The sequence below is a fragment of the Lyngbya sp. CCY1209 genome, from assembly GCF_035615495.1.
Taxonomy (GTDB): domain Bacteria; phylum Cyanobacteriota; class Cyanobacteriia; order Cyanobacteriales; family Microcoleaceae; genus Limnospira.
In genome coordinates, this window is sequence record NZ_JAJENU010000548.1 from 1 (window position 1) to 18775 (window position 18775).

15 protein-coding genes and 2 pseudogenes are annotated in these 18775 nt (G+C 55.3%); 11 read left to right on the top strand and 6 right to left on the bottom strand.

The features are described 5' to 3' along the window. The 4 genes and pseudogenes from LKE08_RS18825 to mreD all read left to right on the top strand — a co-directional run. Positions 1–531: pseudogene (locus LKE08_RS18825) on the top strand (photosystem II q(b) protein); the annotation flags it as partial. Positions 532–1036: 505 nt separating this feature from the next. Further along, the gene (locus LKE08_RS18830) at positions 1037–2044 is read left to right on the top strand and encodes a rod shape-determining protein (RefSeq protein WP_324705792.1); all 1008 of its coding nucleotides are present in this window, start codon (positions 1037–1039) and stop codon (positions 2042–2044) included. An 83-nt stretch (positions 2045–2127) separates the two neighbouring features. Next, entirely contained in the window at positions 2128–2919 is a 792-nt protein-coding gene (gene mreC, locus LKE08_RS18835) for a rod shape-determining protein MreC (RefSeq protein ID WP_324705793.1), read from the top strand. Between the two features lie 33 nt (positions 2920–2952). Then, positions 2953–3507, top strand: coding sequence for a rod shape-determining protein MreD (mreD, locus tag LKE08_RS18840; RefSeq protein WP_324705794.1), 555 nt, complete (start codon positions 2953–2955; stop codon positions 3505–3507). Positions 3508–3689: 182 nt separating this feature from the next. Here the strand turns inward: mreD and LKE08_RS18845 are convergent, their stop codons facing one another. Further along, a complete protein-coding gene (locus LKE08_RS18845; protein WP_324705795.1) occupies positions 3690–5036 on the bottom strand; it encodes an NB-ARC domain-containing protein in 1347 nt (448 codons plus the stop codon). Positions 5037–5776: 740 nt separating this feature from the next. Here LKE08_RS18845 and LKE08_RS18850 point away from each other — a divergent pair. From LKE08_RS18850 to LKE08_RS18870, 5 genes and pseudogenes are all read left to right on the top strand, one after another. Beyond that, positions 5777–6088 carry a hypothetical protein gene (locus LKE08_RS18850; protein WP_324705796.1) on the top strand — a complete coding sequence of 104 codons (312 nt, stop codon included), beginning with the start codon at positions 5777–5779 and terminating at the stop codon, positions 6086–6088. A 244-nt stretch (positions 6089–6332) separates the two neighbouring features. Continuing rightward, a pseudogene (locus LKE08_RS18855) lies at positions 6333–6482 on the top strand (IS66 family transposase); the annotation flags it as partial. An 89-nt stretch (positions 6483–6571) separates the two neighbouring features. Beyond that, positions 6572–7465 (top strand): acetylglutamate kinase, encoded by an 894-nt coding sequence (gene argB / locus LKE08_RS18860; RefSeq protein WP_324705797.1) that lies wholly within the window; start codon positions 6572–6574, stop codon positions 7463–7465. 123 nt (positions 7466–7588) lie between these two features. Beyond that, the gene (locus LKE08_RS18865) at positions 7589–8926 is read left to right on the top strand and encodes a serine hydrolase (protein WP_324705798.1); all 1338 of its coding nucleotides are present in this window, start codon (positions 7589–7591) and stop codon (positions 8924–8926) included. A 514-nt stretch (positions 8927–9440) separates the two neighbouring features. Further along, a complete protein-coding gene (locus LKE08_RS18870; RefSeq protein WP_324705799.1) occupies positions 9441–10259 on the top strand; it encodes an alpha/beta hydrolase in 819 nt (272 codons plus the stop codon). Here the strand turns inward: LKE08_RS18870 and LKE08_RS18875 are convergent. The 5 genes from LKE08_RS18875 to LKE08_RS18895 all read right to left on the bottom strand — a co-directional run bounded on the left by LKE08_RS18875 (position 10256) and on the right by LKE08_RS18895 (position 15997). Further along, positions 10256–10522, bottom strand: coding sequence for a DUF1816 domain-containing protein (locus LKE08_RS18875; RefSeq protein ID WP_324705800.1), 267 nt, complete (start codon positions 10520–10522; stop codon positions 10256–10258). The two genes, LKE08_RS18870 and LKE08_RS18875, sit on opposite strands and share 4 nt — an antisense overlap. A 387-nt stretch (positions 10523–10909) precedes the next feature. After that, a complete protein-coding gene (locus LKE08_RS18880; protein WP_324705801.1) occupies positions 10910–13114 on the bottom strand; it encodes an alkaline phosphatase D family protein in 2205 nt (734 codons plus the stop codon). A gap of 174 nt (positions 13115–13288) precedes the next feature. Further along, on the bottom strand, positions 13289–14212 hold the full coding sequence (locus LKE08_RS18885; RefSeq protein ID WP_324705802.1) for a class I SAM-dependent methyltransferase: 924 nt from the start codon (positions 14210–14212) through the stop codon (positions 13289–13291). A gap of 172 nt (positions 14213–14384) precedes the next feature. Further along, positions 14385–15191: an alpha/beta fold hydrolase gene (locus tag LKE08_RS18890; protein WP_324705803.1), complete on the bottom strand. Its 807-nt coding sequence runs from the start codon at positions 15189–15191 to the stop codon at positions 14385–14387. Positions 15192–15280: 89 nt separating this feature from the next. Next, the gene (locus LKE08_RS18895; RefSeq protein WP_324705804.1) at positions 15281–15997 is read right to left on the bottom strand and encodes a lysophospholipid acyltransferase family protein; all 717 of its coding nucleotides are present in this window, start codon (positions 15995–15997) and stop codon (positions 15281–15283) included. Positions 15998–16414: 417 nt separating this feature from the next. On the opposite strand from LKE08_RS18895, the gene metG reads away from it, so the two are divergent. Next, positions 16415–18022 carry a methionine--tRNA ligase gene (gene metG, locus LKE08_RS18900; RefSeq protein WP_324705805.1) on the top strand — a complete coding sequence of 536 codons (1608 nt, stop codon included), beginning with the start codon at positions 16415–16417 and terminating at the stop codon, positions 18020–18022. Between the two features lie 136 nt (positions 18023–18158). Next, positions 18159–18770, top strand: a complete 612-nt coding sequence (locus LKE08_RS18905) for an NYN domain-containing protein (protein WP_324705806.1) — start codon at positions 18159–18161, stop codon at positions 18768–18770. Positions 18771–18775 lie beyond the last annotated feature (5 nt).

An 18775-nucleotide genomic window follows, 5' to 3' on the forward strand; every position in this document is an offset into this window, starting at 1 on the left:
TTGGTGTTCCAAGCCGAGCACAACATCCTGATGCACCCCTTCCATATGCTGGGAGTTGCCGGTGTCTTCGGCGGTGCGCTGTTCTCCGCGATGCACGGTTCTCTGGTGACGTCTTCTCTGGTGCGTGAAACCACCGAAACCGAATCTCAAAACTACGGTTACAAATTCGGTCAAGAAGAAGAAACCTACAACATCGTGGCGGCTCACGGCTACTTCGGTCGCCTGATCTTCCAATATGCTTCGTTCAACAACAGCCGCGCCCTGCACTTTTTCTTGGGTGCCTGGCCGGTGATCGGCATCTGGTTCACCGCTTTGGGCGTGTCCACGATGGCCTTCAACCTGAACGGATTCAACTTCAACCAGTCCATCCTGGACTCCAGCGGTCGGGTGGTCAACACCTGGGCTGACGTGATCAACCGCGCCAACCTGGGTATGGAAGTGATGCACGAGCGCAACGCTCACAACTTCCCCCTCGACTTGGCTGCAACTGAAGCCACTCCCGTGGCGCTGGTTGCCCCCGAAATTGGCTAATTGAGAGCCACCACTCAAAAAACGCTCCCCGAATGGGGGGCGTTTTTTTTGGTTTCCCGTTCGTCCCGATCCGCTGGAAGTCCCGACGAACAGTGAGAGAGAGTCAAGTCGCTTCGGGCAAGGCGATTCGGTCTCGGGCTACGGGGCTGGACTCCGACCGAAAAACGTAATACAATCCACATCGGTTTGTGAGGATGGCGGGTTTGGCTGTCGGGATTGGGGTTGTCAAAACCGATCCGGTTAACTTGGCATTGCATTCTCCTGTTGCGGGGGAAATGTGCAAAACTGCTAGGAAGTCTTCTTAGCGAGATTAACTGTGTCGCAATCAAACGTCAACCCAATTGAGTAAATGATTGGTTTGGATTTCCAACCGGGGTGCAAGTTTGGCCCGGTTGCAGACAGCCCGAAAGCGGCAGCGCGTTTTTTTCAAATTGTGATTTAGCATTCAAGTGTGGGGGCGTAAACACCAGTGGGCTTTTTTAATCGCTTTTCCTTATCGCGGGACATGGGTATCGACTTGGGTACGGCCAACACCCTCGTCTATGTTTCGGGAAAGGGGATCGTTTTGCAAGAACCGTCCGTCGTGGCGATCGACCAGCAAGACAAGACCCCCCTGGCGGTCGGAAACGATGCGAAGAAAATGTTGGGGCGCACGCCAGATAATGTAATCGCCCTGCGGCCGTTGCGGGACGGGGTGATCGCCGATGTGGACGCGGCCGAGCAGATGCTCAAACTGTTTATCCGCAGGGTTCACGACGGTCAGACCCTGATCGCCCCCCGGATCGTGATCGGGATTCCGAGCGGGGTGACGGGGGTCGAGCGGCGGGCGGTGATCGAGGCGGCGACCCGCGCCGGGGCCCGGGACGTGCGGCTGATCGACGAACCGATCGCCGCGGCAATTGGGGCCGGACTGCCGGTGGCGGATCCGACGGGGAACATGATCGTCGATATCGGGGGTGGGACGACGGAGGTGGCGGTGCTGAGTTTGGAAGGAACCGTGTTGAGCGAATCCGTGCGGGTGGCGGGGGACGAACTCAGCGAGGCGATCGTCGGGTACATGAAAAAAGTGCACAACCTGGTGATCGGAGAGCAGACGGCTGAGGAGATCAAAATACAGATGGGTTCGGCTTATCCCGGCGACGAGGATGAGGAGATGATCATGGAGGTGCGGGGGATTCACCTGCTCTCGGGGTTGCCCCGCACCGTCTCGATCAAAAGTTCGGAAGTCCGCGAGAGTATGTCGGAGCCGCTGACGGCGATCGTGGACGCGGTAAAAAGGACCCTGGCGCGGACGCCGCCGGAGTTGGCGGCGGATATCATCGATCGCGGAATCATGTTGGCCGGGGGCGGGGCTCTGATGCGGGGGTTGGACTCCCTAATCAGCCACGAAACGGGGATCGTCACTCACATCGCCGCCGACCCCCTCTCCTGCGTGGTGCTGGGAACCGGGCGGGTTTTGGAGAATTTCAAACAGTTCGAGCGGGTGTTCACGGTGCGATCGCGCAATTTCTAGCCCGCTCCGTTTAAATATAAGGGGAGCCGCGCCGGGATGATATCCCGTCGGCTTCCCGTCCGACGATCGCGAAACTTATGGGAATGGATACAAGAAGCTGGTGGAATCGATACGGTTCGCAACTCGCCCTGCTGGCCCTGGCCATTGTGACGGCGCTGTGGGTGCGGCAGACCCGAGGTGCCGCCCTATTTGAGGTTTATTATTGGCTACACCGCCCCTTTCAAGTCGCCCCCGAAGAATTCGTCGAACGGCAAACCCAAATTGAGGCAGCCGAGCCGCGGATTCAAAAGCTCGAAGCCGAAATCGAAGAGTTACAGCGAGAAAATGAAACCCTGCGGGAGCTGCTGGGCTACGTCTCCTCCAAACCCGACCGCACCGCGATCGTCGCTCCCGTCATCGCCCGCGGCGCGGACCACTGGTGGCAGCAGGTGACGTTGGGGCGGGGAGCCGACGCCGGCATCCGCCAAAATGCGCTGGTGGTGGGGCCGGGGGGGTTGGTCGGCCGCATCGTGGCTGTCACCCCCCACACCAGCAAGGTGCTGCTGTTGAGCGACCCCAGCAGCCAGATCGGCGTGGCGGTGACGCGATCGCGCCAGATGGGTTACTTGCGGGGCGACGAAAGCAATCAAGGGGTGCTGGCCCTGTTCAACACCGTCCCCGACGTGAAACCGGGGGACGTGGTGGCGACTTCGGCCTTCAGCCAGATCCTGCCGCCGGGGTGGCCGGTGGGCAAGGTGGTGTCGGTGGACATCAACAAGGCGACCGGACCCGAGGCGATCGTGGAATTTTTCACGCCCCTCGACACCCTGGAATGGGTGGCGATCTACCCCAACGAACAACAGGCTCCGGAGTCCCCCGACGGGACTTCAGACTGATTTTTTCTAGATGCTCTCCCCACGCCAATTCTCATGTATATCAACACCCGTCAACTTCTCAACTGGATGGTCACCGTCACCTCCGCGATCGCCTGCCTGTTGCTGACCCTCGTCCCCATCCCCGGCATGGAGCTGTTCGGCATCGGCCCCAACTGGCCGTTGATCTGGCTGGTGGCTTGGAGTTTGCGGCGGTCGCTATGGGAAGCGATCGCGGCCGGGTCGGCGATCGGCCTGCTTCTGGACAGCCTCACCGCCCCCGACCCCAGCCACGTTTTCCCCTACGTCGGATCGGCGGTTCTGACGGTGTTCCTGTCCCAATTGGTGATGAAAAATATTCAGGAAGATTTCATCTCCGTGGCGCTGATCGTCTTCGGGATGGCGATCTGGGTGGAACTGTTCCGGGCGCTGCAATTCGGGGGGGGGAATTGGCAAACCCTCCAGACCGACTTGGCCGAAATTTGGAGCGATCGCCAGCGCATCGCCCTCAGTTGTGCCCTGCTCAGTAGTTTGTGGGCGCCCGTCATCTATTTTCCCCTGAGCCGGTGGTGGAAATTTCAGAATTCCTCCGAGCGGAGTTTTGATAATTGATAATTGATAATTTTCAATTGCGATCGCATTTCGACGATTGACCTCAAACATCTTCCTCTGCCCCCACTGCCCTCTGTGCGCTAAAGCGCAACAACGAATCACGGTTGTCGGGCTTTAGCCCCCCACTGCCCTCTGGTGCGATCAATTGATGAATGGTGTGGGAACGCACCGCAAATTGACCACTACAATTGTAGAATATATTGCTTCAATATCGATGACATCACATAAACTTTGTCAGTTTTTTCCAGCCAGCAACGACGGCAGAGCGATTGTAGTGCATCGAGTAAATCTGACAAGGGCATTTGTGTCGTTTCTAATAACTTGACGAGAGCGATCGCATCATCTTCTCTTGCCAATTGAGAAAGCAACTCTGTTTCTGTTTCCGATAGATAAGCAAATGATTGTCGCAGAATACCTTTCAAATCCTGGGGTAACACCGGCTGTTTGTGGAACAAATCTGTGACATTTAATCCCAACTCAAGGATAAAATGAGCTACAATTTTCAACCATAACGGATTGCCCTGATAAAAGTCAATTAAATTTTTCCATCGGTTGTCAATTTCCAATCCTTGATCTGCTAGAACACGACTAGCAGAGGAGGAGTCCAAACCGGCGATCGTGAAGTGGGGTATATTCTTTTGTTGAATTTGAGCAATGTCTCGCGGTGCTTCCCAACCCACGAGGAGAAAGCAGCTTTGGTGGGATAAATCAATAATTTTTTTAAAAAAACTGCGATAATCTTCATAACACAGTTGATACTGACCTGCTAATTCTTCCCGCATAAACAGATTATGGATATTATCTAAAATAATTAAACATCGATGTTTTTGTAAATATTTAATTGCCGACATCTGTGATAATTTCTTGTTGTCATTATGGGCAAATAAATTTATGATATCTGTCTTTAAATTGCTGGCAGCATAACCGGTTTCCAGGTTGCGCCAAACCACACATTCAAATTCATGCTTAATTTCTTGTACCAGTTTTATAGCCAGTGCCGTTTTGCCGCTCCCGATGATACCCGTAATAGTGAGGAGTTGTACTTTGTCTGTTAGGATTACTGTTTTGATGCGTTCCAGTTCATCAACACGATTATAAAAGTTGCCGAGTCGTGGCATTTCACTCAAATCGTGATTGAAGGCTGGGTTAGATCTAGCTTGTGTTTCTTGATGGGGTTGAGATGAATGAGGCGGATGTCGGCTTTCTCCACAATAATTAATGCAACCAATTTGAACCGAATCTTGTCGTGCAAAATATTGTGAATCAATCGAAAATTGCAATCTCTCCATTGTCGGTCTAAAATTTGATTTGGTGACTTTTTCTCCCAACTCGTCTGAAAGAGTCTGCCATAATTCCATTCCCACCTCTCTAACACGAGCTTCCGACAGATTAACCTGCTTGGCAATTTCCTTGTAATCCTGATGTTGCCATGTTCCGCGCAGAATAGTATCTTGCACGTCACTGAGATGCTGACCTGTCCGAGCAAACACCAGTTCGTCTGCGAGTTTCACCACTTCCTGAAGGTTCATAGAGCCGGGTAGATGTCAGGGATTCTCGCATTTTACCAAAAATTTCCCAATAGTTCCCGACATTTCCCAACATTTCCGGCTTTTCCATTCAGTCTTCAACTGAAAAAAGCCCAACAATGACCCCATATTTTGTAAAGGCAAAACGAAAAAATTTTGTTATTCTGAACAAAGAACAAATATTTTACTCTACAGTCATCAGGTGTTCTTATGCGACGCCCCAAAATTATCGGTTTACTTGTAGTCCCCTTATTTTCTTTCGGCTTGGCTTGTTGCCTTCCCCAAAAAGCAACTGCTGAGGAGGTCAGGTTGATAATTGGCCGAATACCAGTTTTGTGTAATACTGTTTCCCAAAGATGTTACACTCCCAGTCCTACTCCCGACGGAAATGTTGTCTGGCTCTATTTCAGCCCCATAAGTGATATACCTGAGCATCAAGGGAACGCTAGGAGGTGTCAAAATTTAGTAGGAGACTTGGCACCGGCAGCAGCAGCTTACTACCGTTGTAGTCTTTACGGATATTCTGAAGAGCCTTATGATAGAATATCATGAGAAGAATTGATCGATTCTTTCCGTAATTTAGGGCAATAGTAATTAGTCTCGTAGAGTGCGTTCCCCGCGTCACTGACTTCACCGCCGATGAATGGCGTGGGAACGCACCGATTTGACGGTGAACTTCCCGGCGGGCGATCCTGCAACACGCGGTTATCTCTCGCAGGAGAAACTAATTAAGAGGAAATCAAATGTCACTAATAGTCATGCTCAAAACAGCTCCAACGATCTGGGTTGCAAGTTGTGTGGCACCCGGTCCCGTACAATGGATGGCAATTATTGCATTGATCTGTGGTTCTGGTGTCTTGATTGTATTTGCTAGTACATCGCTCCTTGGTGTAGCCACGACCTTTGCTTCTGTCGTAGTACCAATGATTCTAGCTGGTGCGACGATATCAGAAATCATAGCCGTGATCACGGGAAGTGATTTATTTATTCTCAGTGGTAGTATAGAGGCATTGACAGGTTTAATTGCTGCCATTCAGAGTCTCTTGAGCTGCTAACAATAATTTTGGCTAGAAAAAATCTGACCCTGCTACGGGTACGAAGGTGAATCACCCAATCAATACTGAAAAATTGAGGTTGATTCACCTCCGCATTGGATCAATAAAATTTCCCCGATCATTTCCCATATTGGGCAATTGTAATGACCGAGAACTCGGCCGGGTGGGAACGCACCGAAAATTGACTCATGTCAATCAGCCTGCGATCGCCGCTACAATTATCGAGGCTTGGTGTCTCCGATCAGGCTATGCGGCTGGTTTGTTATCAAAGTCTTTGACTCCCAAGGCTCATCAATGGTGGTATTTCCTCGACCCTCCCCAAGTTCCACCCGATAACAATCGGGCGGAACGAGCATTGCCTCTGGCGGTGACTCGGCGCCAAGTGGCGGGTGGCGACTCTGCTCCCTCCGCCTCCTGGTGCCCTCTGTGCGATCGGCAATTTGCAGCTAAAATCTAAAAGCGAGATTCTAACATCGAACGCCCATGCTCAAACACAGCGATTTTGCCCGCTCCGACGAAACCAATCGAGTCAAGATCCTCAGCGAGGCCCTCCCCTACATCCAAAAATTCGCCAACCGCACTATCGTCGTCAAATACGGCGGCGCGGCGATGAAAGACAGTTCCCTCAAAGAAACCGTCATGCGAGACATCGTGCTGCTGTCCTGCGTGGGAATTCGCCCGGTGGTGGTACACGGCGGGGGGCCAGAAATCAACACCTGGCTGGGAAAACTGGGCATCGAACCCCAATTCAAAAACGGCCTGCGGGTCACGGACGCCCCCACGATGGACGTGGTGGAAATGGTTCTCGTGGGCCGGGTCAACAAGGAAATCGTTTCCCTGATCAATCAGGTGGGGGGGTCGGCGGTGGGGTTGTGCGGCAAGGATGCCAACCTGATCCGCGCCCGTCCCCAGGGAGACGAGGGGATCGGCTTCGTGGGAGAAGTCACCAGCATCGACACCAAACTGGTGGAGGCCCTGGTCGATGACGGCTACATCCCCGTGGTTTCCAGCGTTGCGGCGGACGAAACGGGGCAGGCTTACAACATCAACGCCGATACGGTCGCGGGCGAAATTGCGGCGGCGTTGGGCGCCGAAAAATTGATTTTGCTGACCGATACCCCCGGAATTTTGGAAGATTACAAAAATCCCGACACCCTGATCGCCAAATTGGACATTGGGGAAGCCCGAGCGTTGATCGAAAAAGGTATCGTGGCGGGGGGGATGATTCCCAAAGTGACCTGCTGCGTGCGGAGTTTGGCCCAGGGAGTCCGCGGTGCCCATATTATCGACGGCCGCCTCCCCCACGCCTTGCTCCAGGAAATCTTCACTGATGCTGGGATCGGGACGATGTTGGTGGCGTCCGAGTTCATGAGTTAGATGGGGAATGGGGAATGGGGAATGGGGAATGGGGAATGGGGAATAAATTCCCGACACCCGACACCCGACACCCAAAATTTCCTGATATCATGCTCCCAGGTTCGCGTGTGGTGAGGAGAGAGGATGGTTCGACTTTGGCCGGGGAATCGGAAATCGGGTTTCTCGAAAACGGTTCGGGCGTCAAATCGGTTTTTGGCGACGATCGCGATCGCGGCGGGGATCGGTTTGACCCAAACGTTGCCCATGCTCGGGTCATCGTCCGAGTTGTACGGGGCCGGTTCCCTGAACGAGTTGGTCGCATTGCGCGATCGCCTGGTGGAAAGCCTGGAAAATCCCCCGGAATCCCGTCAAGTTCCCCAGTTTATCCCGATCTTCTCCAATCGCCCCCCGGAACCTCGAAAGGATGTCCTGGAAAAGCTGCGGGCTGTGGAACTGCAAATTCTGATCGAACGGCGGGCCAACGACAGTTGGAAGCAGGGGATCAGTTTGGCGACCCAGGCCGTGGAGACGGGCAAGGTGTCGGAGATCTCCTGGGAAACCCGGGAACAGATGGCCCTGCTGTGGGAGCGGGCGATCGCCAATTTGCAGGAAATTCCCGAAGAATCGTTCCTGAAACGGCAGGCGACGGAGAAAATCGGGCAGTATCGGGATAATCTCAACCGTTTAAAGCAAGACCTGCAAAATGTCCAGGCGGAAATTTTGGAGGAAATTCGCCAGGACAGCGGCCTGTCCCGACAGGCGACGATCAGCGTCTGTAACTTCAACCGCCACTGTGCCAGCCTGCGGGGGGACGTGCCTCCCGCGAGTCCGGCGAGTCTGATCAAGGTTCCGGTGGCGATCGCACTATTGCACAAAGCCAACGCGGATAAAGTCAGCTTCGAGGAATCCGTTTATGTGGAGGGGGGAAACTTCACTGAAGATGCCTCCGACATCCGCGCCCGCAAGTCTTACCCCCTGAAGATCCTGATGGGCCAGATGATCGACCACAGCAGCAATATCGCCACCAACCAACTGATCGACTATCTGGGCCACGATTACATCAATTCGTTCCTGGAAGGGCAGGGGTTCACACAAACCCGGGTGCGGTTCAAACTCATGGGCGATCGGATCATGCCCTTCCGACCGGGCAAGGGCCGAAATCGCCTCACCAGCGACGAACTCACGGAAATGATGGTGAAAATCTACAATTACGAATACCCGGACTCGGAATTGCTGATCGAGGCTTTGAGCCAGCAGTACGATCGCGAAATCGGTTACATGGCGTTGGATGGATTAAATGCCCAGTGGCTGGGGGAAAAAACGGGCCAAAATTCCAAAATGATCGGCACCACGGTCGCGGCCAGCATCGACGGCGAACGCTACGTCATCACGATCACTGATAACTACAGCGGCCACATCCCCCAAATTCGGCGGGCGATCGCGGGAATCGTCGATCACGTTATCCGCAACGGTCAGATTTAATTGGGGGAGTCGGTATTAGGGGAATGTCATTTTTTGGGAAGGGGAAGGCAACAGATTGGCCCAATTTTTTTTAATTTTTGCCGCGATCAAAGCCGGGGAGGGGTTGACAGGGGCGGCGATTTCCGGTAAACTATTGACATAATGCTTCATAATCGGGTGGTTGCAAAAATTTTATTTCCGTCACCACTCCCATTATATAAAATAATACCGGAAGTCAAGCGAAAAAGCAACGATCCTGGAAAAAAAGTCGAAATTTTTAACATTTCTTAATTTTTTTAATTTTTGCCGCGATCGAAGCCGGGGAGGGGTTGACAGGGGTGGCGATTTCCAGTAAACTATTGACATAATGCTTCATAATCGGGTGGTTGCAAAAATTTTATTTCCGTCACCACTCCCATTATCTAAAATAATACTGGAAGTCAAGCGAAAAAGCAACGATCCTGGAAAAAAAGTCGAAATTTTTAACATTTCTTAATTTTTTTTTAAAAAATGATTAATTCTTGGCGCTAATTTGATGCAACTTCACCACTCGATTGGGGGAACCGGATTTCCGATCCTGTGCCTTCACGGCCATCCGGGGTCTGGGGGATGTATGTCGGTGTTTTCGGAGCATTTATCCCAGCGATTTCGGACGATCGCGCCGGATTTGCGGGGATACGGGAAAAGCCGGGTGAGTGGGACGTTCGAGATGTCGGATCACCTCCTCGACCTGGAATCATTGTTGGATCGCCTGGGGATTGATCGCACTCTAGTGTTGGGGTGGTCGTTGGGGGGAATTTTGGCGATGGAATTAGCCCTGCGATCGCCGTGGCGGGTGACGGGCCTGATCCTGGTCGCCACCGCCGCCCGTCCCCGGGGCAGCCATCCGCCGATTTCCTGGCAAGACAACCTGTTCACCGGACTCGCCGGGGTCGTGAATTGGGTCAAACCCGGATGTCGGTGGAATATCGACACCTTGGGACGGCGATCGCTATTTCGATACTTGCTGGGACGGCAGAGCCCGGAAGCCTACCGATACATCGCCCGGGAGGCCACCCCCGCCTACTTGCGGACTTCCCCGACGGCGACCCGAGCCCTGCGTCAGGCATTGCGGGCCGGATACGATCGCCTGGGGGAATTGGAAACCCTGACCTGTCCGGCGTTAGTTTTGGCGGGGGAACGGGATCGGCACATTACCGCCGCATCGAGTCGGGAAACGGCCGGCCGCCTCCCGAACGCGGAATTTTACTGCTATCCCGACACGGCCCATTTGTTACCGTGGGAGATCAGCGATCGCATCCGGGCCGATATCGACCGCTGGCTCGACGCCCATCCCGAAGTCCTGCGGCCCTAAGCCCATTTGAGTGGGTTGTCAAAATTCGGGCCGAGATCCTCAGCCACGGTGAGATATTCCGGTTGGCAGCGTTTGACGGCGACGTGCAATCCCTCGGCGCCCTCGCCTTCAATATCTTCGATGTAGCCCGGTTCCGCTTCCTGAGCTTCATCTTCGGTGAGGAACGGTCCAAAGTAGTAGGTGCACCGGGGGATTTCAGTCATAATTTCTACCCAAAATGCCAGCCCGAGGGAATTAAATTGATTGATGACAAATTCTTTCATCTTGATCTGTTCCATTGGGGGGTGTGATGTCAACAAGGGGCGGAGTCCTCAACGTCCAACTCTGCGATCGCGATCGCGCCTAAAATCGTTCTGAATTTTTACACTTTGTTATACTCTGTCGCACTTGATTTTTCAACGACCCAAACCCATTTTGTTGTCGGGGGCGATCGTCGAGATTTTCGTCACGATCAAAAAAACCCCTTCCTCGCGGATGGGTTGGACTAAGTACCGATCCCCCAGGTCGAAGTCAACTCGGCGTACAAAGACCCTTCGGAATTGACCTCAATTTTAGCTCGAATCGCCAGATGTCGCAGCGTAAAGCTATACCAATTCACTTGGATGGGTGTGCTAATCTGGCAGATTTTTCCCGAGCCGTCCCGTCGGGAATCAGAACAACTCCGGAGCGACCAAAAACTGGCTCACCACTTCGGGTTGGCGGCCGATCACTTGTGCGGGAACCGTTTCCACGTCGATTTGAGAATAGGGTTCGACGCCGTAAGTCGTCACGAGAAGCTCTCGGGTATTCTCATCGACCACAAACTCCGTCCATCCGAAGGTGTGAACCGCCACATAAGGAGCCGGGATCACCTCTCGAACGTCAATTCCCGACCCCTGCAACCCGACGGGATCGTACCCCAAAGCCACGAGGCGCGAGTCGAGAACATCTCGGATCAACTCATCCCGCAGCGATCGCGTTTCCAAGGAATCATAAACCGCCTTCGCCTCCCGCGTCAGCACGTCTTCCGGCGTATTTGCCACCGTCGCCGGACCCAAGGGGGCGCCCGTCAATCCGTCGCCCAAATCTTCCTGAACCGCCACCGGACCGACGGTAATTTCCATCGCATCGACCGGAATTTGTCGCCCCCCAAACCGTTCCTGATAGGTCAAATTGTTGACCACCGTCCCATCCAACCCCGCCGACACAAACACCACGTTATCAATATCATTTTCATCGATAAACTTGAGGATCTCGCCACGTTCCGCCGCGTATCCTTCCCAGCGGTCTGCCGCCCCCGGAATCCCCAAATTTTGCATCGGGACCGGAGAAAAAATGAACTTCCAGGTCAGTCCCGCCGCCTCGGACGCCAACAAATCCCCCCGCAACCGCTCCAACTGGGCCGATCCCAACATCGTGCGATTGCGATCGAAACTGGCGGCCAAAAACCCATCGATCTGCTGTTGAGGTGCCGCTTCCGACACCTGCGGCAGGGGGGCGTCCCGGAACGATCGCACGTCCAACAGAAACGCCGCCGCGTCATCCCCGAACGTGACGGCCCGGTACAGTTCCTCCTCCCCCGCCGTGCGGGGATCGCCCGTCTCCCCGTAGACCTCCCGGCGGCGGGGGTTGTAGTCCGAAAACGCCTCCAGCGCCGCCTCGAAGACGGGGGTATCATTCACAAAACCCCCCCCCATCCCGAACAATCCCGGCGTCTGGGGAGACAAAGCCGGCGCCGTCCCCCCGGCAAAATTCTCCGTCAGTTCGCGATCATTCCAGGTCGAGAACACCGAAGTCGAAGCCCGCAAATTCCCCCAGGGATTGAAATCGAGCCGTGGGGAATAGATCTCGTTGTGCTTGGTGCGAAATTCCTCCCAACTCGCCGCCTGTTGCACTCCCGGCACATCCGGAGACTCGGTATCCGCCGAAATGCTATTGCCCAATTCCACAAAAAAATCCAGGTTCCGTTCCGGCACATTGCCCACGGCTACATGGGGCATCAGTTCCCCCTGGCCGTCACCGGTGGCCCCGAATCGCAAGCCCCCCCGAATTCCCGGCGGTTCCGGCGTGCGGAAACTGCCCAGGTCCGACTCTCCCCGGGCATTCGTGACCCGGTAAAAATATTGCGTCCCCGGCGTCAGCCCCGACAGGGACACCTGGGACGGGAGGGTGGGGTCGAGGGCGATCGTCGTCACCGACGAGACGATATTGGTAAAATTGGGATCGGTCGCCGTTTCAAAGGTCAGGGGGCCGGCGACGGTGCTGCGGGCCATCAGGGTCGTGCCGGTTTGGGTGGTGTCCCCGCTGGCGACCCGGTTGGGAAAATTCGACCCGTCCGGTTCCAGAAACGGGCTGAAATCCCGACCCTGGGCCGCCCCGATTTCGAGATAGTGTTCGATCCCCGTCACCTCGCCCCGGGCGACATTGGCGGCGACATCCGGATTTCGGGCCAGATAATAGTCGGGGTTGTAGACCGGACTGGGGCGGAAATCTGCAAATTGTCCGAATTTGACGAAATGCTCGATCGCGGTCACATCCCCCGCCAAAACCGCCGGTTCCAGAAACGGATATTCTTCGAGATAGAACGCCGTATTAAATAAGATGCTGGGATCGCGCCCTTCAAATTGACCGGCGTTGATAAAGTGTTGGAACCCGCTCGCCATCGCCCCGCTGTTGACGGCTTGGGCGACGTCGGGGTTGGTGGCGAGATAATAAAATTCGTCGTAGAGCGGCGTGGGCTGGCGGACCTGAAACTGACCCGTTTCGATGAAATGCTCGAACCCACTTTCAATAATGCCGGCCTCGACAGCGAGCTCGACATCCGGGTTGTTGGCGAGGTAAAACGACTCGCTGTAAAGGTCTTCGGCGCTTAACATAAATTGGGGTGTGCGGGCGTGGGGTGTGGGGAAAATTGATCATTGACAATTGATAATGATCAATTCATACCCCTGCCCCCCTAATACCGACTCTCGACTGCCGACTCCCTCACTTCACTCGTGCGATCGCGGTCCGGAATAATTAATTGTCAATTATTAATGATTAATGATTGATCATTCCACCTGTGCGATCGCGGTTCGGTGGCGGGGGCTGTTGCAGGTGACGGCGGGGGTTTGGAAACCCGCGTCTTTGAAGGTTTCCGCCAAATCCAGGCTCATGTACTCGTCGAGATAGGGTTCGGTACTCTTGAGTAACGTCAGGACGAAGGGGGGCATTTGGGCCAAGACCTCGGATTGGGGGTTCATGTCCATCACCGCCAGGTGTCCGCCGGGACGCAGCAGGCGCCGGGCTTCCCGGAAGATGTCGCGGGTGGCCCGTTGGGGGAGTTCGTGGCAGACCAGGCACAGGGACACCAGGTCGAAACTGGCGTCGGGCAAACCCGTGGCTTCGGCCGCGGCGTGCACCCAGGTGGGGGGGTTGGCGGTCTGTTTTTGGGCGGTATTGTAAGCCGCGATCGCCAAAAAGTAGGGGGACAGGTCCAGGCCCGTCATCGAGGCCCGGGGGTAAATCTCCTGGAGGGTGAACGTACTCAACCCGACGCTGCAGCCGAGGTCGAGAATATTTTCGGGATCTTTAGGCAACCGGGCTTTCAGGACGTCGTGGTAACTCTGCCGCAGCCGGCTATCTCCGGCGACCCCCGCCTCGGGCCAGATTTTGGCGTGGACGGCTTTGGCCGCCACTTCCACTTCGACTGCGGCCCGCCAGCTCATGTTCCCGCTGTCGTAGGCGTGGAAGGGTTTCAAGTAATAGTCGGGGTAGGTGAGGTGGGGATCGTTGACCTGCTCGAATTCCCGGGTCCAGTCGCGGGAGAGGAGTTCGTCGGCGTGGCGGCGCCAGGGAACGCCCATGTCTTCGGCGCGATCGATCATCATCTGGCGGGCGCGATTTTTGGCCCAGTCGGCCAGAGGTTTGATAGAAAGGACGCCATTCACCAGTCGGGAGGCGAGTCCGGCGGGAGCATTTGCGGTTGCTGTCATGGTTTGTTTGGGGAGCAGGGAGTAGGGAGTAGGGAATAGGGAATAGGGAATAGGGAATAGGGAATAGGGAATAGGGAATCGACCCGAATCGGTCATCTGTGAAATCCGGCTCATCCGCGATCGGGAGTCGGGGATCATGAATTGATAATTATTAATGATCAATGATCAATGATCAATGATCAATTATTCCCACACAGGCCGAGTCTTTTGTCGCGCGATCAAGGTCGGGATCGCGGTCTTTGACGATCGCGTACAGGTTGACGTCGGTTTCCAACAGGCAGGCGTGGCCGCTGTCGGGGAGGACGACCATCTCGGCGTCGGGCAGTTCCCGAGTCAGGAATTGAGCTTCCGTTACCGAGGGTAGCAGCCGGTCGGACCCGCTGGCAATGATGAGAGCGGGCAAACTGAGTTGGCGGAGTTGCCGGGGTTCGACGTGGAACGATCGCAGCAGTTCCAGGCGCCAGATCGAGGTCGGTTGGGGGACGGACTGCATGGCGTCCAGAAGGGCGCGGCGATCGCTTTGGGTGATGCGTCTCAACGCCGCGAGAAAGGGCAACATTCCCGTCACCGAAACGGGGTAGAACCAACTCGGCAGCCAGTGGGTGAGGTAGGAGCCCCACTGCACCCAGGGCCTCTGTTTAAAGGAGGAGGCGGGGTTGACCAAAATCAGGCGTTTGAGGCGGTGGGGAATTTTGAGGGCGACTTTCAGGGCCAGACAGCCGCCGAAGGACTCGCCGCACAGGAAGAGGTCGCGATGTCGGTTGCGTTCGAGTTCGGCTTCGATCAGGCCGACGGTGCGATCGACCAAGATCTCCCAACCGGAGAGATCTTCCGGGGGGATGCTCAGACAGCGCAGGTCGAAGCTGCGGGCGAGTTGGGGCTGTTGAGTCCGCAGCAGGCGGCCCGTGCCGTCCATGCCGGGGAGAAAGCAAAATAAAGGTCGGTTCGGTTGGGGGGAAGTGGGGCTAAAAAAATGCATGGGGGTTTTGAATGCGGTTAATTCTATCTGGAGATGGATTCGGAAATGTTGTCTGTCGGGCTGTTTTTTTGATATAAAGCAAAGTCTGCTCAGAAGCATCCCCCGCGCAGCAGGTCGGCGATTTCGGCTTCGCAGTAGCCGGTGAGGTCGGCGACGGCCGCTTTGGCGGTTCGACCCCGGTATTGACCTTGCAGTTGCGGTTTCACCCAGTAGGGGCGGCCGACGAGGACGTTGACCTGGCGGTAAACGAGGGCCGGATGGGAACCGGGCTGGTCGAACTGGGGTTCGTCCGGGTCGAACCAACCGAGGACTTTGATAGGGATGCCGGAGGAGATGTACTCTTCCTCCACGCTCGCGATCGCCACCGGCAACAGGGCCAACTCCCGCACGGGCGCCCGCAGGGCCAGGTGGGCGAATCCCCGGTGAAACGAACCGACCCGGTCTGGGAGGGTAGGCCGCAACATCGGGGCGGCCCCTTCCGGGAAGATCCCCACCATTTCCCGGGCCCGCAGCAGTCCGGCGGCCCGTTGAAAAAACGGTTTGGGACGGTGGTCGAGGGGAAAGGCGCCGACGGCGGCGATGGTTTCCCGCAGCAGGGGGACCCGGCCCATGAACGGGTGACAGGCGAAGCGGATCGGCCGGTCGAGGGTGGCCATCAGGACGATCGGATCGAGGAAACTGCGGTGGTTGCTGACCATTAGGACGGCGCACTCTGGGGGGATGCGATCGCCGTAGTGCAGGAAAATGCGAGTTCCCAATCCGGCGAGAAGCCCGCGAGAGGTGAGCTGAATTCTGTTGGAAACCATAGGTCACAATAGAGAGCGAGTGGTTTTTCGCGCCGTCGGGTTCGCGATCGAGAGTCGCTTAACATTACTTTACCTTATCGGTGAAGTGACCGGGATCAATCGATCGGGGCACTTCGACGACCGGGATCGGAAACGGAGGCGGTCCGACATTTTTGACGCGATCGCCCGAAATCTTCCCCCCATGCCGTCCGTCGCCTTCAGAGCCGCCATGAAAACTTAAGACTTCGTTGAGAATTTTTGAGATTTTTTAAAAAAGCCTTATGATTTATAAGCTCGGTTTCAAATTTTTAAAACGGTATCAAATGGGTACTGTTTTGGACGGCGGGGGACTCGTACCCGGCAGTCAAAACGGCGAATTTCCGACGTACCATTAAGTTAAGATCGACACCAGTTTAAGTCAAAACAATCTAGATCGTCATGGATGTGACAGAAACAACTCAAAAGACATTCGCTTTAACGACTCCCCTGTATTACGTCAATGATGTCCCCCACATCGGCAGCGCCTACACGACGATCGCGGCCGACGCGATCGCCCGCTTCAAACGCCTGCAGGGAAATTCGGTCTTGCTGATCACCGGAACCGACGAACACGGCCAAAAAATTCAGCGCACCGCCGAGGCAGCCCGGTGCGAGCCCCAAGTCCACTGCGATCGGATCGTCTCGAGTTTTGAAGATTTGTGGAAGCAGCTCCAGATCCAGTACGATCGCTTCAGCCGGACGACCGCTCCCCGCCACGAAGGGGTAGTCAAAGACTTTTTTCAGAGAGTGTGGGACAACCGGGACATTTACCTGAACCAACAGCAGGGATGGTACTGCGTCTCCTGCGAAGAGTTCAAAGAAAAACGGGAACTCGTCGATGAAAAATACTGTCCAATCCACTCGAACAAAGAAGTGGAATGGCGGGACGAGCAGAACTATTTTTTCCGCCTGTCTCGATATCAAAAGCAGTTGGAGAAGCTGTACCGCGATCGCCCGGACTTCATCCGGCCGGAAAGCCGCCGCAACGAAGTGATAGCCTTTGTCGGGCAAGGATTGCAGGATTTCTCCATTTCTCGCGTCAATCTCGACTGGGGATTCCCCGTGCCCATCGATCCCAGCCAAACCCTCTACGTCTGGTTCGACGCCCTGTTAGGGTACGTCAGCGCCCTCCTCGGTGCGGACGAAGAACCCACCTTGGAGAATGCGATCGCCAAGTGGTGGCCCATCGACCTGCACCTGATCGGCAAGGATATCCTGCGGTTCCACGCCGTTTACTGGCCGGCGATGCTGATGTCGGCCAATTTGCCGTTGCCCGGCCGTATCTTCGGACACGGTTTTTTGACCAAAGATGGGAAAAAGATGGGGAAGAGCTTGGGAAATACCCTCGATCCGGTGGCATTGGTCAACCAATTCAGCCCCGACGCCGTCCGCTATTATTTCTTAAAAGAGATAGAATTTGGACAGGACGGCGATTACAATCAGACGCGATTTATTAATATCCTCAATGCCGACCTCGCCAACGATCTGGGCAACCTGCTCAACCGGACGGTCAAAATGGCTCACAAATACTTCGACGGAACCGTTCCGGCGATCGCGGCCGAGGCAATTTCCCCGGACAACCCCTTAAAATCCATCGGCGATTCCCTCACCGACAGCGTAGCTCAGTCCTACGACGCCCTGGCATTCAGCCAGGTGTGCGAAGCGATCCTCACTCTCATGCGGGCGGGAAATAAGTACGTAGACGAAAAAGCGCCGTGGGCGCTCTACAAACAAGGCGATCTCGAAGCAGTGGGAGAAGTGTTGTATTGCGTCCTCGAATCCGTCAGACAGGCAGCCTACTTGCTCTCACCCATCGTCCCCAACCTCTCTCAGGCGGTTTACGAGCAGCTCGGATACGCGATCGACTTCCACGACCGCCGCGTCGGGGAAACGTCGGCCCCCTTCGACACCCACGGCCGCTGGGGCATCTTGCCCCCAGAGCAACCCCTGGGGAAACCGCAACCGGTCTTTCAAAAGCTGGAAATGCCGGCCTCTACCGAGTCCTAGGGCGATCGCGCCGCCGATTCAATTCGCCGACCCCAGCATCTCAAATTGACGGTTTCATTTTTCAAAATCCGATTTTTCCATCACCCAAATCCGATTTTTCCATCACCATAGATAATAAACGAGGTATAAAAAAATCATGTTGAATCATATCAACAGTGGAGAGATATTTACGCCCGAGCAAATCTTAGAAAATCGAGGTCGGGTGGCGATCTTCATCGACGGGTCGAACCTATTTTACGCCGCCCTGCAGTTGGGGATCGAGATCGACTATACCAAGTTGCTCTGCCGCCTGACGAGCGGTTCGCGGCTGCTGCGATCATTCTTCTACACCGGCGTCGATCGCTCCAACGAAAAGCAGCAGGGGTTCCTGCTGTGGATGCGGCGCAACGGCTACCGGGTGATCGCCAAAGATCTCGTCCAACTGCCCGACGGCTCCAAAAAGGCGAACTTGGACGTCGAAATCGCCGTGGACATGATCGCCCTGGTGGGGGCCTACGACACGGCGGTACTGGTAAGTGGCGACGGGGATCTCGCCTACGCCGTCGATTGCGTCAGCTACCGGGGGGTGAGGGTGGAAGTGGTCAGCCTGCGATCGATGACCAGCGACAGCCTGATCAACGTCGCCGACCGCTACATCGACCTGGAAGCGATCAAAGACGACATCCAAAAAACCCCCCGGGGCCACAACTACAACTACCGCCCCCTGTCGAGCATGAGTTTGCTCGACGGAAAGGCGGAAGGATCGTGAGGGGA

Excerpts from the sequence above, each read along its gene's own strand:
- LKE08_RS18830 (WP_324705792.1), top strand. The coding sequence starts at position 1,037 with ATGGGTATCGACTTGGGTACGGCCAACACCCTCGTCTATGTTTCGGGA.
- mreC (WP_324705793.1), top strand. The coding sequence starts at position 2,128 with ATGGATACAAGAAGCTGGTGGAATCGATACGGTTCGCAACTCGCCCTG.
- mreD (WP_324705794.1), top strand. The coding sequence starts at position 2,953 with ATGTATATCAACACCCGTCAACTTCTCAACTGGATGGTCACCGTCACC.
- LKE08_RS18845 (WP_324705795.1), bottom strand. The coding sequence starts at position 5,036 with ATGAACCTTCAGGAAGTGGTGAAACTCGCAGACGAACTGGTGTTTGCT.
- LKE08_RS18850 (WP_324705796.1), top strand. The coding sequence starts at position 5,777 with ATGTCACTAATAGTCATGCTCAAAACAGCTCCAACGATCTGGGTTGCA.
- argB (WP_324705797.1), top strand. The coding sequence starts at position 6,572 with ATGCTCAAACACAGCGATTTTGCCCGCTCCGACGAAACCAATCGAGTC.
- LKE08_RS18865 (WP_324705798.1), top strand. The coding sequence starts at position 7,589 with ATGGTTCGACTTTGGCCGGGGAATCGGAAATCGGGTTTCTCGAAAACG.
- LKE08_RS18870 (WP_324705799.1), top strand. The coding sequence starts at position 9,441 with ATGCAACTTCACCACTCGATTGGGGGAACCGGATTTCCGATCCTGTGC.
- LKE08_RS18875 (WP_324705800.1), bottom strand. The coding sequence starts at position 10,522 with ATGAAAGAATTTGTCATCAATCAATTTAATTCCCTCGGGCTGGCATTT.
- LKE08_RS18880 (WP_324705801.1), bottom strand. The coding sequence starts at position 13,114 with ATGTTAAGCGCCGAAGACCTTTACAGCGAGTCGTTTTACCTCGCCAAC.
- LKE08_RS18885 (WP_324705802.1), bottom strand. The coding sequence starts at position 14,212 with ATGACAGCAACCGCAAATGCTCCCGCCGGACTCGCCTCCCGACTGGTG.
- LKE08_RS18890 (WP_324705803.1), bottom strand. The coding sequence starts at position 15,191 with ATGCATTTTTTTAGCCCCACTTCCCCCCAACCGAACCGACCTTTATTT.
- LKE08_RS18895 (WP_324705804.1), bottom strand. The coding sequence starts at position 15,997 with ATGGTTTCCAACAGAATTCAGCTCACCTCTCGCGGGCTTCTCGCCGGA.
- metG (WP_324705805.1), top strand. The coding sequence starts at position 16,415 with ATGGATGTGACAGAAACAACTCAAAAGACATTCGCTTTAACGACTCCC.
- LKE08_RS18905 (WP_324705806.1), top strand. The coding sequence starts at position 18,159 with ATGTTGAATCATATCAACAGTGGAGAGATATTTACGCCCGAGCAAATC.